Origin of the sequence: Vibrio ouci, assembly GCF_004551525.1 — a bacterium.
In the GTDB taxonomy this organism is placed as follows: domain Bacteria; phylum Pseudomonadota; class Gammaproteobacteria; order Enterobacterales; family Vibrionaceae; genus Vibrio; species Vibrio ouci.
In genome coordinates, this window is sequence record NZ_SATR01000016.1 from 1 (window position 1) to 13,192 (window position 13,192).

Sequence of the window (13,192 nt, forward strand, 5' to 3'; positions counted from 1 at the left end):
ACGACAGACTCATAGTCTGTAGCATCTTCAATCGTTTCATGAGCCAGTACTAATTCTTGAGCCAACATAAAAAATCCCCACTAACTTTGTTAGTGGGGATTATCATACGTCCCGAAGATCATTCAAGTCTCTAAACCGATCGGCATTAAGTCGAGTGACTGGCGTTTTTTATGCTTGAAAACTACAAATCTTCGAACTTGTCGATGGCTAGCCTTGCCTCAGAAACCGTGCAGCCAGAATGGGCGACCAATTGATTGATAGTGATATTGGGTGAATCCGCAATCAGAGCCGCAAGGTCAACCACAGGTGTCGGCAGTGTTTTATCGATCGCGGTTACAATCCATCGCGTATCTTCGGTGGTTAACTGGCTCTTTAGTTGCCGTAACGATGCTTCTTCTCCACTTAGCAACCAATTGCGTGAACGTCGAATACGCTTCATCTGGCAGCCTTGCTCTGTCATAAGCTGAATGACTTGCGCTTTATCTGCGACGCGGTGAACAAAGCTGTTTAGCGGAACCGAAATCATAACTGTTGGAGTAGGGAGGTTGCGGTCAAGAGTGGGACTCACTTTAGCGCAACCTTGTTTAAACTGCTACAGCGCTTCTCTAATACACAATTGCTCTTTTCCTGTTTGATAACTACTTCCTATTAGCTTCGATAGTTATTCCCTATCAGAGCAATAGAAACGTTCAAATTTACCTATTAATTCTCTCGGGGCAATATATCTCCATCGACGCAAGGCAGCGTTCACAAACACTAGATTAGAAAGAGAGTAAAATCATGATCAACACAGAAATCAAACCATTCAACGCAACAGCATTCAAAAACGGCGAATTCGTAGAAATCACAGAGCAAGATGTGAAAGGTAAGTGGGCAGTATTCTTCTTCTACCCAGCTGATTTTACTTTCGTATGTCCTACTGAACTTGTTGACCTACAAGAAAAATACGCAGAACTTCAGTCTCGCGGCGTAGAAGTTTACTCAGTATCAACAGATACTCACTTCTCACACAAAGCATGGCACGATACTTCAGACAAGATCGGCACTATTGAATACTTCATGGTAGGCGACCAAACAGGCACTATCACTAACAACTTCAACGTAATGCGTGAAGGTCAAGGTCTAGCAGACCGTGCTACGTTCCTAATCGACCCACAAGGTGTTATCCAAGCAATGGAAATCACTGCTGAAGGTATCGGCCGTGACGCTGAAGACGTACTACGCAAAGTAAAAGCTGCACAGTACGTTGCAAACAACCCAGGTGAAGTTTGTCCAGCTAAATGGAAAGAAGGTGAAGAGACATTAGCACCATCTCTAGACCTAGTAGGTAAAATCTAAGCTCTAATTAATTAGAACCTAGTTAAAGGTACATTGAGTCCGCGCTCCTAAAGGGCTCGATGTACCGCCCTAACTGTGAAGCCACATCGTTATTCGGTGTGGCTTTTTGTTTTTATCCCTAGGTCTAGGCTTATTTATTTTCTGATAGGTTTTGCCTACCAAAGTGATAGAAACGTTCGAATTTACCAATCTTAGCGATCACGGCAAACTAACTCCATCAGCGCAAAAGAGCGCATCACGAAACAGATTTTATACAAATTCGGGAAGGCACGATTATGTTAGACCAAGCGATGAAGCAGCAGCTTAAAGCATACCTAGAAAACCTAAAAACAGACGTTCAACTTGTTCTTAGCCTTGATGGCAGCGAAACCGCAACTAAGCTACAAGCGCTTGCTGACGATATCGCGTCACTGACTGATAAAGTTCAAGTATCACGTGATGACAGCGCAAGTGCACGTAAGTCAATCATGCAGGTTGTGAACCAAGATAAAGGTACTGCGATTGGTTTTGCTGGCCTGCCAATGGGTCATGAGTTTACTTCTCTAGTACTTGCTCTGCTTCATAGCGGTGGCCACCCAATTAAATTGGAAGCGGACGTAATCGAGCAGATTAAACAGTTAGATAAAGAGCTGAATGTTGAAATCTTTATCTCGCTATCGTGCCAAAACTGTCCAGAGGTGGTTCAGGCATTCAATATGATGTCGGCAATTAACCCGCTAATTAAAACCACTATGATTGATGGTGCGGCATTCCAAGATGAAGTGAAATCACGCGACATCATGGCAGTACCAAGTGTGTTTGTTAACGGTGAGCTATTTGGCCAAGGTCGTATGTCACTGGCTGAGATCCTAAACAAAGTAGACTCAGGCGCAGCCGAGAAAAAAGCGGCGAGCTTAAATGAACAAGCGCCATTTGATGTTCTGGTTGTCGGTGGTGGTCCAGCTGGTTCTTCAGCGGCAATCTACGCTGCACGTAAAGGTATTCGCACTGGTGTGGTCGCAGACCGTTTTGGTGGCCAAGTGATGGATACTATGGCGATTGAAAACTTTATCTCAGTTAAAGCGACAACCGGTCCTAAGTTAGTCGCGAGTCTAGAAGAGCACGTAAAAGAGTACGGCGTAGAAGTAATGACTGAGCAGCGCGCTGCGAACATTATCGACGCTGAAGATAGCGAAGATGGTTATATTCACGTTGAGCTTGAAAGCGGCGCAGTATTACGAGCGCGCTCTGTTATTACTAGCACTGGTGCACGCTGGCGTGAAATGAACGTGCCGGGTGAGCAAGAGTACCGCAACAAAGGTGTCGCTTACTGCCCACACTGTGACGGTCCACTATTCAAAGGTAAGAAAACGGCGGTTATCGGTGGTGGTAACTCAGGTATTGAAGCGGCGATTGACCTTGCTGGTATTGTTGAGCACGTAACGGTTCTTGAGTTTGCTGACACACTGCGCGCTGACCAAGTCCTTATCGACAAAGCTAACGCAACGCCAAACATTGAAATCATCAAAATGGCGCAAACGACTCAAGTGCTTGGTGATGGTAACCGCGTGACAGGTCTAGAGTACAAAGACCGTAACACAGATGAGCTTAAGCAGATTGAACTTGCGGGTATCTTTGTTCAAATTGGTTTGATGCCAAACAGCGAATGGCTGAAAGGAACGAAGGTTGAACTCTCTCCTCGTGGTGAGATTGTGATTGACGCTCACGGCGCGACATCAATGAAAGGTGTATTTGCTGCAGGTGATGTAACAACAGTTCCTTACAAGCAGATAATTATTGCGATGGGTGAAGGTGCTAAAGCAAGTTTAGGTGCGTTTGATTACCTAATTCGTACTCCGGCTCGAGCTAAGGTCGCTGAGCCAGCGTAGTAGATTTATTGTCCATATACATTTGCAAACATTTAGTCGACTATCCGACACCACTTCTAAGCGATTGGAAGTGGTTTTTTTATGTCTGGAGCTAGGCGCGATTTTCAAACCACAGCTGCATAAAGTCGGTAAAAGCGGACAGCTTGGCGCTGCTTCTTAGTTGCGGTGGATAGATCAGGTAAATAGCGCTTTCAGCAATCACGTAACCTTGCAGCAGTTGAACCAGAGAGCCGTTATCGAGTGCAGGTTGAACTAAGTAACAGGGCATTTTAATGATGCCTTTGCCTTTTTCCGCCGCAGAGAGCAATAACTGATTGTCGCTGATCAACATATCACCATGCGTACTGACTTGCTCACTTTTACCTTGTTTTGAAAACTGCCACTGGCGCAAGTTTGGATCGGACATGCAGTTGTGTTCAATCAAATCACTCGGTGTCAGTGGTGTTCCTTTACGGGCTAAATAGTCCGGTGAAGCGCAGCAAATATGTTGGTATGGCATCAGCTTCTTCGCCACCATATTATCGGGTGGTGCAGTGGTGGCGCGAATGGCTAAATCAAAATGGCTGTTAGCCAAATCTTGTCGGTTATAGCCGATGTCGAGGTCAAACTCGATGTCAGGATGTAACTGCTGAAATTGATGGCAAATATCGACTAAGAACCGGTGGCTAAAAATGGTTGGTGCAGTAATACGCAGTAGGCCACTCACCTCAGACTTGGTATGGTCGAGCTCTTTTTCTAGCTCAAGGATTGAAGCGTTAATGCCATGCATTTTGGCTAATATTTTCTCACCCGCCGCGGTGAGTCGCACACTGCGCGTCGATCGGATCAATAAGCTGGTGGCAAGCTCTTGTTCGAGTTGGTTGATTTGAGAGGATAAGTAGCTGCGAGAAATACCTAGTGACTCTGCGGCTTTCGAAAAGCTTAACTGCTTGGCTACTTCACTAAATAGAGCGTAGCGTTCAAAGCGTTTGTGCATCTTGTGCATGGTTAGATCTCTTAATAGCCGCGAATGATGGTGATTATATCGTGCTATATAAGAAATTAAAGTAAGTCTATTGTGCGTTATATCGAATTACCTTTTCTGGTTAAGTGGTTTAATCGCAGTTGGCGCAGTCAGTATACTGGGTGCAGCACAGCGCGTAGCACGGCTATGTAGCAAACCAAAATAAGGGTATATAACATGCAGAAGACGCATCCGGTATTTTCACCACTGATTCAAGGTTACTGGCGTATGGCCGAGTGGAACATGACCACTCAACAGCAACACGCTTTTGTTAAGCAGCATATTGAGCTGGGGATTACCACAGTCGACCATGCGCCTGTATATGGTCCTGAGTCAGCATGTGAGCGCATGTTTGGTGATGTTTTATCGCTTGACCCTAGTCTGCGTGACCAGATTGAAATTGTCTCCAAATGCGGTATTTATCGCGGCGAAGGTAAGCAAGTTAACCATTACGATAGCAGCAAAGCGGCGATCATTGCCTCGGCTGAAGCGTCACTTTCACGCCTAAAGACAGATCAATTGGATGTGTTATTGCTGCACCGTCCTGATTTATTGATGGATGCGGATGAAGCGGCTGAGGCTTTTGCCCAATTAAAAGCGGCGGGTAAAGTGAAACACTTTGGTGTATCGAACTTTACGCCATCTCAGTTTGAGTTACTGCAATCACGTCTAGATACGCCACTGATCACTAACCAAGTGGAGATTAACCCAGTTAACCTACAGGTCACAGAAGACGGTACCTTAGATCAACTACAACGCCACCGCGTTCAGCCGATGGCTTGGTCTTGTTTAGCTGGTGGTGGCATCTTCACGGACAACAGTGAGCAAATGGTTCGTTTGCGTGACACATTGACTGACATTGCTGAAGAAATTGGCGCTGCATCTATCGATCAAGTGCTGTTTGCTTGGGTAATTAAGATGCCGTCAAAGCCAGTACCGATTATTGGTAGCGGTAACATTGAGCGCGTTAAAACGGCAGTTGGTGCATTGGAGCTGACTCTGACTCAAGAGCAATGGTATCGAGTTTGGGTAGCATCGAAAGGTCACGGCGTCGCGTAATCTGGTTTTGAGATAATTAAAGGGCATCGCTGGAAAGTGATGCCCTTTGTGCTTTTTTAATCAGTTGGAGACTTTCTCGACCGAGTTTCGTCTGACTAAAGTTGGTGTGAACACCATAGCATCCGTACTTGTTTGCTCGGCCTTAGCAAGGTTTAAGGCTAAGTGCGCGGCACGTTCAGCCATCATGGCGATTGGGTAACGGATAGTTGTTAAGCGTGGGCTCACGTAGCGGGCAATCAAGCCATCATCAAAGCCCATCATTGAAATCTGCTCTGGGACTTTAAGACCATTTTCATCCAACACGGATAACGCGCCAGCCGCCATGTAGTCGTTATAGGCAACAACCGCGGTGATATCGACCGACTTAGTCAGTAGGTTAGTCATCGCCACTTCACCGCCGTCACTGTCTGGCTCACCATATTCAATGTAGTTATCCGGCAGCGAGATATTGTTTTCACGCAGCGCGGCTAAATAACCTTCAACTCGTTGGTTGGAGTCTTCAATGTTGTGCGAAGAGGCGACACAAGCAATTTTTTTGTGGCCGTGTCGAATCAAATATTCTGTCGCAAGATAGGCGCCTTTGTAGTTATCCAGCGAGATACAGCGCTCGGCGATTTCTGGGATGTGTCGATTGATCACCACCAAGCCTTTCACTTCTTTGGCGTAGCCGAGTAGTTCTTCATCGGATAATCCTTTTGAGTGAATGACTAGCGCCTCACAGCGATTGTTGATCAAAAGCTCGATCGCTTTTCGTTCTTGCTCTGGGTCGTGGTAGCCATTGCCGATCAAGATATGTTTGCCGTGCTCATGCGCGACGCTATCTACCGATTTTACCAGTGTACCGAAGAAAGGATCTGATACGTCTGACACCAGAACACCAACAGTATTACTGCTTTGACTGACGAGTGCTTTGGCTGCGGCATTTGGTCGATAGCCTAATTGCGTCATCGCTTTGGTGACAGACTCAACTGATGCTTTGCTTGCTTTGGGAGACTTGTTGATCACTCTTGATACAGTAGCAATTGAGACGCCGGCCTCTCGTGCTACATCTTTAATGGTCGCCATTTTAGACCTCAATAAATTTCACTGTGACCATTTAACCTTGAGCGTGTAAATAACGCAATCTGATTACATTTAAGATTAAAAAAATGAGATCTTTACCACTTGTAATACATAGGATTGCTGATAGTGTAAACGTTGTCTTTTAGTAAACTTTTACCAAATCAACAAGCACTGAGGTTTATCATGGAAACGATCGCTTATACTGACTTCGCTAAATTGGAAATGCGTACCGGAAAAATCATTGAAGTGGCTCGCCACGAAAACGCGGATAAGCTCTACATTGTGCAAATTGATATAGGTGAAAAAACGCTGCAGACGGTGACAAGTCTTGTGCCTTACTACACTGAAGAACAATTGATGGGCAAAGAAGTCGTCGTGCTGTGTAACCTAGCGAAAGCGAAAATGCGTGGTGAAACGTCTGAGTGCATGTTGCTCTGTGCAGAAACGGATGATGAATCGGAAAGTGTGCTACTTACCCCAGAGCGATCAATGCCTGCTGGGGTTCGTATCGTTTAACTAGAACTGTCTCTCTATTCGGCTGAGGGTTGTTCAGGCTCTTGCTTCAGCCACCAGAGCATCAATAACATTATGGTGCTCTGATTTTACGCCCGCCAAGTTGCCATATTTCGGTTGATGACGATCGTTTTCTAATGGGAAGTTCCAACCGATGGTATGTTCAACGAACTCTTTAGCAAATTGCTCTGAGATTTCTAGACAGCCTGCAAGTACGGTATCGACGTAAGTTTGCATGATTGGACTCAATGAGCAGGGCGGTTCAGGGCTATCTTTAACGTAGACCCAGATTTGATCTTGCTGAGCAAAGCTAAGTGATGATTCAATGTTGTTGAGTTCTATCTGAATACGATGATAACCGCGCTCGCGAATATCAAATTCCGCTAATCCTTGATCACTGACAGCCAATAAAACACCATTGACCTTTCCATGGCCCTTATCGACGACAAGGGGAGAGAGGATATAGCTGTCATCAACTTTACCCCAATAACGTTTAAGGCCAGTCACCGTTGCGGGTTCGGCTTGCGATGTTTGTCCGGTCAACTGACGAGAAGCTGAATTCATTAAGCTTCCGTAGCCAAAAATGTAGTGCGTCATTCATCCCTCCAACTTACAGCGACACTTGAACAATCTAAGCTAGCATTTTTGACCAGAAAATAAATCAATATTTTAAACATGACAGAGTCATAATGACTCAATTTTTATGTGTCGTTATGACTGCTTTACAGGCGTAACCTATGAGAAGTCCCTTGTTTTTAAAGTCTTTCACAGTTGGAACACTTCTTGCGATAGTCAAAATAGTTAAACAAGTTTACAAAATCATAGTTAATAGCTGGGAGTTGTTCAGTGCTTAATATTACTGACAAAAAAGTTGAAGAAGCGATTCCGCCCGTATTGCGTCTAGGCTTTAGACCATTTTTCTTATTGGGTTCTATATACGCGGTGATTGCCATTGCGTTGTGGGTATGGATGTTTCAAACCGGACAGCCATCAGCGCTAAACGTACCAGCCCTATGGTGGCACGTACATGAGATGCTGTTTGGCTTTGCGATGGCGATAGTGGCAGGCTTTGTATTGACCGCAGTGCAAAACTGGACTGGAGTTAATGGCACTAAACATCATCGCTTAGCGATATTAGTGATGCTGTGGGTGATCCCAAGAGTGCTATTTTGGACGCCAGCTCCGCTATGGCTGATTTCGTCAATCGAAGCTCTGTTCCTCGCGTTTACCGCTTATGAAGTGGGCACTCGGGTAGTGAAAGCAAAAGGGTGGCGCAATCTATTCTTTGTTCCTCTGTTCGTTTTAGCAATCGCGGCTAACTTTGCTAGCTACGCGACGATTAAAGGGATGCCACCATTTCCTTCTTCAGCGGTTTGGCATGCGATGCTGTGGTGGTTCACCATGCTGCTATCTATTATGGGGAGCCGTGTGATTCCATTTTTTACGGCGCGACGCTTCAACTTTGAAAAGCCGCAGCCAATTGTTTGGTTAGATTGGGCTGCGAACTTACCTCTAGCGGGTCTGTTTATTTTGAGCTTCTTCCCGATGACGTTTGCTCAGCTTGGTCAACCGCTGATGGTGATCTCTGGCTTGGCTCATTTGGTAAGAGTGATGCGTTGGCAGCCTTGGCGCACATTGAGTGAGCCTTTGGTTTGGTCATTGCACGCTACGTATCTGTGTATTCCGGTTAGCTTGTTATTGCGGGGTTTATTGAGCAATCCGTTTATGAGTCACAATATGCTACACCTATTTGCCATTGGTGCGATTGGTGGAGTGATCTTAGCGATGATCGCTCGTGTCACCATGGGCCATACTGGCCGCGCTATCTATCAAGGGCCGAATATGAGCATTGCTTTTGCAGCGATCGTTTTAGCGGCAATTGTACGTAGTGTTGGTGCTGCTTTCTTCCCGGTTTACTTAATTGAAGCAGTCAATATCAGTGCCCTGTTGTGGGTGCTAGCGTTTGCTTTGTATGTGGCGAGATTTGGCAAGATGTTGATTAATGCCCGCGTCGATGGGCATCCGGGTTAACTATATTGCACTGTAGAAACGAAAAGGCTTGGTATCTACCAAGCCTTTTTTGTTTGGGATTAGCCTGCTTTATTGACTTCATTTATGGTCACTACTTTGTCTTGCAGTGATTGCTGAATGTAGTCGGCAATGGCGCTCTGTTCATCCTCAGATAGATAGAGGCCCAGTTTAGTTCGGCGCCACAAGATGTCCTCTTGAGTGACCGCCAGTTCGTGATTGATCAAGTAATCAATTTCGAGCTGATAAACGCCTTGAGCCCCTTGCGAGAACTCGGTTCCCATATCGGCAAGACTGGTTTTTCCATCAAGCAGTTTCCATGTATAGGTACCAAATTGAGTCACGTAACGTAGGATCAAGGCTTCAGGCAACCATGAGTATTTGGCTTGGATCGTTTGAGCGAGCTGCTCTCGGCTACAGCTAAAGTTACCACCTGGTAAGGTTTGATTCGCTGTCCAAGGACTGCCCATATTCGATAAATAAGGCTCAAGCTTTTTCAGCGCAGCTTCACCCAGTTTACGGTAGGTGGTGAGCTTGCCGCCGAATACTGATAAGAGCGGAGCTTGATCGAGTTCTGCATCCAGTTCCAAGGTGTAGTCGCGAGTGATCGCTTGCGGTGAGTCTGATTCATCATCACACAGTGGTCGAACACCACTGTACGTCCAAACTACATCGTCACGCTCTAGTTGTTTAACGAAGTGCTGGTTGACGATATCAATCAAGTAATCCACTTCATCATCAGAAATCGCTACTTCTCTAGGATCGCCCTTGTACTCAACATCAGTGGTGCCGATGATCGAAAACTTATCCAGATAAGGGATCATAAACACGATACGATTATCTTTGTTTTGTAGGATGTAAGCTTGTGGCTCGTCATGGATACGCGGCACAACAATGTGTGAGCCTTTAATGAGGCGAATATTACGTGGAGAAGCTTGCTCTAAACCATCATCGAAGAATTGCTTCACCCAAGGGCCTGCGGCGTTAACTAAGGTTTTAGCTTTACGCTCAAAACGCTGATCGGTCATCACATCGTGTACCGTGACATGCCAAATACCGCTCTCTCGGCGCGCTTTTTCTACTCGGCAATAGTTGCGAATTTCAGCGTTGGTTTCTTTTGCCGCCAGGACGTTGAGTAGCACTAAACGAGCATCGTCCACCCAGCAATCTGAGTACTCAAAGCCTTTCTTCATTTCTGGTTTCAGTAGGCCAGACTTAGATAAATCCACCCCTTTACTTGCTGGTAAGGTGGTGCGTTTCCCCAAATTATCGTAAAGGAATAAGCCGCAGCGAATCATCCATGCTGGGCGTAAAAATGGGCGATGGGGTAAACGAAAACGCATAGGTCTAGCGACATGAGGTGCTTTTCTTAATAGCACTTCACGCTCTGCAAGTGCTTCTGATACTAAGCGAAACTCATAGTGCTCAAGATAACGTAATCCACCATGGATCAGTTTTGAGCTTGCAGAAGATGTTGCCGAAGCAAAATCATTGGCTTCATATAAGCCGACAGAAAGACCACGACCGGCAGCGTCTGCTGCGATGCCTGCGCCATTAATGCCACCACCGATAACGATCAAGTCGAGAATTTCTGATGCATTCGATGCAGTCGCATTGTGTTGGATACTCATAAAATTTGACCTCTTGGTGAGCGAACGAGCATTTTAGAACATGAAATTATCGTAGCTTAGGTTTCGTTCCTGATCATCTTTTATTTTCGTTTATGAGCGTTTTGTGTGATTTAGGCATAAAAAAACCTTCTACAAAGTGTAGAAGGTTTCGTGTGATGAGCAAATTTGATTGTTATTCGGCTGAATAACTTTCGATAACTTCCAATGGAATCGAGTGCTCTTTGAGAATGGTTTGAATTTCTTTTGGTGGCTGTCGGTTGGTAAACAGCATATGCAGTTGGGAGATATTACCGAGCTTAACCATGGCATTGCGGCCAAATTTGGTGTGGTCAACGGCTAAGAAGACGCTGCGACTGTTCTCTATAATCGCTTGCTTAACTCTTACTTCATGGTAATCGAAATCGAGCAGTGAGCCGTCAAAGTCGATGCCACTGATACCGAGAATACCGAAATCTAAACGGAACTGCTTAACAAAATCGAGTGTTGCTTCACCTACGATACCACCGTCGCGATTACGAACTTCACCGCCAGCCAAAATGACTTTGAATTCCGGGTTAGGCAGCAAAATAGTGGCTACGTTAATATTGTTGGTCACAACGCGTAGCTGCTTGTGGCTTTTATTCAGTGCGCGCGCCACCGCTTCAGGCGTGGTACCGATATCAATAAACAGTGTGGCGCCATCTGGAATATGCTTAACCAACTCTTCGGCAATAAGATCTTTTTCATTAAAGTTCATTGACTTACGAGTTGTGTAGCTGGTGTTTTCTGAGCTCAGTGGAATCGTTGCGCCGCCGTGGTATCGACGAATTTTATTGTCATCGGCAAGCTCGTTGAGATCGCGGCGGATGGTTTGCGGGCTAACATTAAACTTCTCTACCAGTTCATCCGTGCTGACGTAGCCCTGCTTTTGAACCAGCTCAATGATCTGCTGGTGTCTTGGTATTTGCTTCACTTATTACTCCCTGACCGAGGTCGAAACTTTCGAATTGGTGATTTCGAAAAGCCGCACTCGATAATTTTACTGCGGCTATTGTGCTCGAATTTGCGCATAGAGAGAAGGGGAAGTCATAAGGAATAGGGGATAAGACGCAAAAAGGGCGCAAAATAGCGCCCTTAACTTATTCATTCAACGAGAAATTAATCTTCTTCGTTGTGCATCTCAGCCCAGGACTGCGCACATTTCACCGCGCGTTTCCAACCTTTATAGCGACGGCTGCGTTTTTCTTCGTCATGGTGAGGAAGGAAAGTACGATCCAATACCGCTTTACCTTGTAGCTCATCGATATTGTTCCAGTAGCCTACCGCTAAACCCGCCAGGTAAGCAGCACCGAGAGCGGTTACTTCGGTCACTTCAGGGCGGTGAACTTCAGTATCTAGTACATCGGATTGGAACTGCATTAGGAAGTTATTCGCCACAGCGCCGCCATCAACACGCAGGTTTGCTAGCTTAATACCCGAGTCAGCTTGCATTGCATCAAGAACGTCACGTGTTTGGTAAGCAATGCCTTCCAGTGTTGCTCGGATAATGTGGTTAGAGTTAACACCACGAGTTAGACCAACGATTGTGCCACGAGCGTATGCATCCCAATATGGTGCGCCAAGACCCGTAAAGGCAGGAACGACGTACACACCGTTTGAAGAGTCAACTTTAGTCGCGAAGTACTCTGAATCTTTTGCGTCGGCAAGAAGTTTCATTTCATCACGTAGCCACTGGATTGAAGCGCCGCCCATAAAGACTGCACCTTCAAGAGCGTAAGCAGGCTCACCTGTTGGACCACAAGCTAGAGTTGTCAGTAGGCCATTTTTCGAAGTGACTTTCTCTTGGCCCGTGTTCATTAGCAAGAAACAACCCGTACCGTAAGTGTTTTTCGCTTGTCCTGCTTCAACACACATTTGACCGTAAAGCGCCGCTTGTTGGTCACCAGCAATACCAGCAATAGGAATACGCGTACCGCCTTTACCACCAATGTTGGTTTGGCCGTAAACTTCCGATGAGCGTTTCACTTCAGGCATCATAGACGCTGGAATGCCAAGCTCATCCAACATTTTCTGATCCCAGCAAAGGTCATTGATGTTGAACAGCATAGTACGAGATGCGTTAGTGTAATCAGTCACATGAACACGACCTTGGGTCATCTTCCAAACAAGCCAAGTATCCACGGTACCAAACAGCAGTTTACCTGCTTCAGCATCTTCACGAGCGCCTTCTACGTTATCAAGAATCCACTTTACTTTAGTGCCTGAGAAGTAAGGGTCTAACACTAAACCTGTGTTATCACGTACGTAATCTTCAAGGCCGCGCGCTTTCAAGTCTTCACAGATATCCGCAGTACGACGACATTGCCAAACAATCGCGTTGTACACCGGTTTACCGGTTTCTTTGTTCCAAACGACTGTGGTTTCACGTTGGTTAGTGATCCCAATACCCGCTAATTGGTCGCTGCGAATGCCCGACTTGCCTAATGCCTCAACCAGTGTTGAGCTTTGCGTTGCCCAGATTTCCAGAGGATCGTGTTCAACCCAGCCTGCTTTAGGATAAATTTGCGTGAACTCACGCTGCGCTGCGCTAACGATATTCGCATCGTGGTCTAGGATTACGGCGCGAGAGCTTGTTGTGCCTTGATCTAGGGCGACAATGTACTTTTGCTCAGTCATGGTAAGAATCCTTTTTGTTTCGTTATTTATATTTT

The 13,192-nt window shown here is 45.8% G+C and carries 12 protein-coding genes; 5 read left to right on the forward strand and 7 right to left on the reverse strand.

The genetic code is table 11. From position 1 onward, the window contains the following. Positions 1-181 precede the first annotated feature (181 nt). On the reverse strand, positions 182-526 hold the full coding sequence (locus ELS82_RS11820; RefSeq protein ID WP_134835726.1) for a ribosome recycling factor family protein: 345 nt from the start codon (positions 524-526) through the stop codon (positions 182-184). Between the two features lie 254 nt (positions 527-780). Between ELS82_RS11820 and ahpC the strand changes: the two genes are divergently transcribed. Beyond that, complete coding sequence (ahpC, locus tag ELS82_RS11825; protein WP_134835655.1) at positions 781-1,338, forward strand: alkyl hydroperoxide reductase subunit C; 558 nt, start codon at positions 781-783, stop codon at positions 1,336-1,338. Positions 1,339-1,613: 275 nt separating this feature from the next. Beyond that, positions 1,614-3,206: an alkyl hydroperoxide reductase subunit F gene (ahpF, locus tag ELS82_RS11830; RefSeq protein WP_134835656.1), complete on the forward strand. Its 1,593-nt coding sequence runs from the start codon at positions 1,614-1,616 to the stop codon at positions 3,204-3,206. 91 nt (positions 3,207-3,297) lie between these two features. Here ahpF and ELS82_RS11835 read toward each other — a convergent pair whose 3' ends face one another. Further along, positions 3,298-4,191, reverse strand: a complete 894-nt coding sequence (locus ELS82_RS11835; RefSeq protein ID WP_134835657.1) for a LysR family transcriptional regulator — start codon at positions 4,189-4,191, stop codon at positions 3,298-3,300. A gap of 195 nt (positions 4,192-4,386) precedes the next feature. On the opposite strand from ELS82_RS11835, the gene ELS82_RS11840 reads away from it, so the two are divergent. Beyond that, entirely contained in the window at positions 4,387-5,268 is an 882-nt protein-coding gene (locus ELS82_RS11840; protein ID WP_134835658.1) for an aldo/keto reductase, read from the forward strand. Between the two features lie 60 nt (positions 5,269-5,328). On the opposite strand, the gene ELS82_RS11845 is transcribed toward ELS82_RS11840, so the two are convergent. Then, positions 5,329-6,333: a substrate-binding domain-containing protein gene (locus tag ELS82_RS11845; RefSeq protein WP_134835659.1), complete on the reverse strand. Its 1,005-nt coding sequence runs from the start codon at positions 6,331-6,333 to the stop codon at positions 5,329-5,331. Between the two features lie 180 nt (positions 6,334-6,513). Here ELS82_RS11845 and ELS82_RS11850 point away from each other — a divergent pair, with 180 nt between their 5' ends. Next, positions 6,514-6,846: a tRNA-binding protein gene (locus ELS82_RS11850; protein WP_134835660.1), complete on the forward strand. Its 333-nt coding sequence runs from the start codon at positions 6,514-6,516 to the stop codon at positions 6,844-6,846. 33 nt (positions 6,847-6,879) lie between these two features. Here the strand turns inward: ELS82_RS11850 and ELS82_RS11855 are convergent, their stop codons facing one another. Next, positions 6,880-7,440 carry a gamma-glutamylcyclotransferase family protein gene (locus ELS82_RS11855; protein WP_134835661.1) on the reverse strand — a complete coding sequence of 187 codons (561 nt, stop codon included), beginning with the start codon at positions 7,438-7,440 and terminating at the stop codon, positions 6,880-6,882. A 249-nt stretch (positions 7,441-7,689) separates the two neighbouring features. Here ELS82_RS11855 and ELS82_RS11860 point away from each other — a divergent pair, with 249 nt between their 5' ends. Beyond that, positions 7,690-8,874 (forward strand): NnrS family protein, encoded by a 1,185-nt coding sequence (locus tag ELS82_RS11860; protein ID WP_134835662.1) that lies wholly within the window; start codon positions 7,690-7,692, stop codon positions 8,872-8,874. Positions 8,875-8,933: 59 nt separating this feature from the next. Here ELS82_RS11860 and glpD read toward each other — a convergent pair whose 3' ends face one another. The 3 genes from glpD to glpK all read right to left on the reverse strand — a co-directional run bounded on the left by glpD (position 8,934) and on the right by glpK (position 13,157). Continuing rightward, positions 8,934-10,502, reverse strand: coding sequence for a glycerol-3-phosphate dehydrogenase (glpD, locus tag ELS82_RS11865; RefSeq protein WP_134835663.1), 1,569 nt, complete (start codon positions 10,500-10,502; stop codon positions 8,934-8,936). A 172-nt stretch (positions 10,503-10,674) separates the two neighbouring features. Then, the gene (locus ELS82_RS11870) at positions 10,675-11,454 is read right to left on the reverse strand and encodes a DeoR/GlpR family transcriptional regulator (protein ID WP_053440647.1); all 780 of its coding nucleotides are present in this window, start codon (positions 11,452-11,454) and stop codon (positions 10,675-10,677) included. Positions 11,455-11,639: 185 nt separating this feature from the next. Beyond that, complete coding sequence (gene glpK, locus ELS82_RS11875) at positions 11,640-13,157, reverse strand: glycerol kinase GlpK (protein ID WP_134835664.1); 1,518 nt, start codon at positions 13,155-13,157, stop codon at positions 11,640-11,642. Positions 13,158-13,192: the final 35 nt, after the last annotated feature.

Bases quoted from the DNA above. Each gene is read 5' to 3' on its own strand.
- ELS82_RS11820 (WP_134835726.1), bottom strand. From the start codon at position 526: ATGATTTCGGTTCCGCTAAACAGCTTTGTTCACCGCGTCGCAGATAAA.
- ahpC (WP_134835655.1), top strand. From the start codon at position 781: ATGATCAACACAGAAATCAAACCATTCAACGCAACAGCATTCAAAAAC.
- ahpF (WP_134835656.1), top strand. From the start codon at position 1,614: ATGTTAGACCAAGCGATGAAGCAGCAGCTTAAAGCATACCTAGAAAAC.
- ELS82_RS11835 (WP_134835657.1), bottom strand. From the start codon at position 4,191: ATGCACAAGATGCACAAACGCTTTGAACGCTACGCTCTATTTAGTGAA.
- ELS82_RS11840 (WP_134835658.1), top strand. From the start codon at position 4,387: ATGCAGAAGACGCATCCGGTATTTTCACCACTGATTCAAGGTTACTGG.
- ELS82_RS11845 (WP_134835659.1), bottom strand. From the start codon at position 6,333: ATGGCGACCATTAAAGATGTAGCACGAGAGGCCGGCGTCTCAATTGCT.
- ELS82_RS11850 (WP_134835660.1), top strand. From the start codon at position 6,514: ATGGAAACGATCGCTTATACTGACTTCGCTAAATTGGAAATGCGTACC.
- ELS82_RS11855 (WP_134835661.1), bottom strand. From the start codon at position 7,440: ATGACGCACTACATTTTTGGCTACGGAAGCTTAATGAATTCAGCTTCT.
- glpD (WP_134835663.1), bottom strand. From the start codon at position 10,502: ATGAGTATCCAACACAATGCGACTGCATCGAATGCATCAGAAATTCTC.
- glpK (WP_134835664.1), bottom strand. From the start codon at position 13,157: ATGACTGAGCAAAAGTACATTGTCGCCCTAGATCAAGGCACAACAAGC.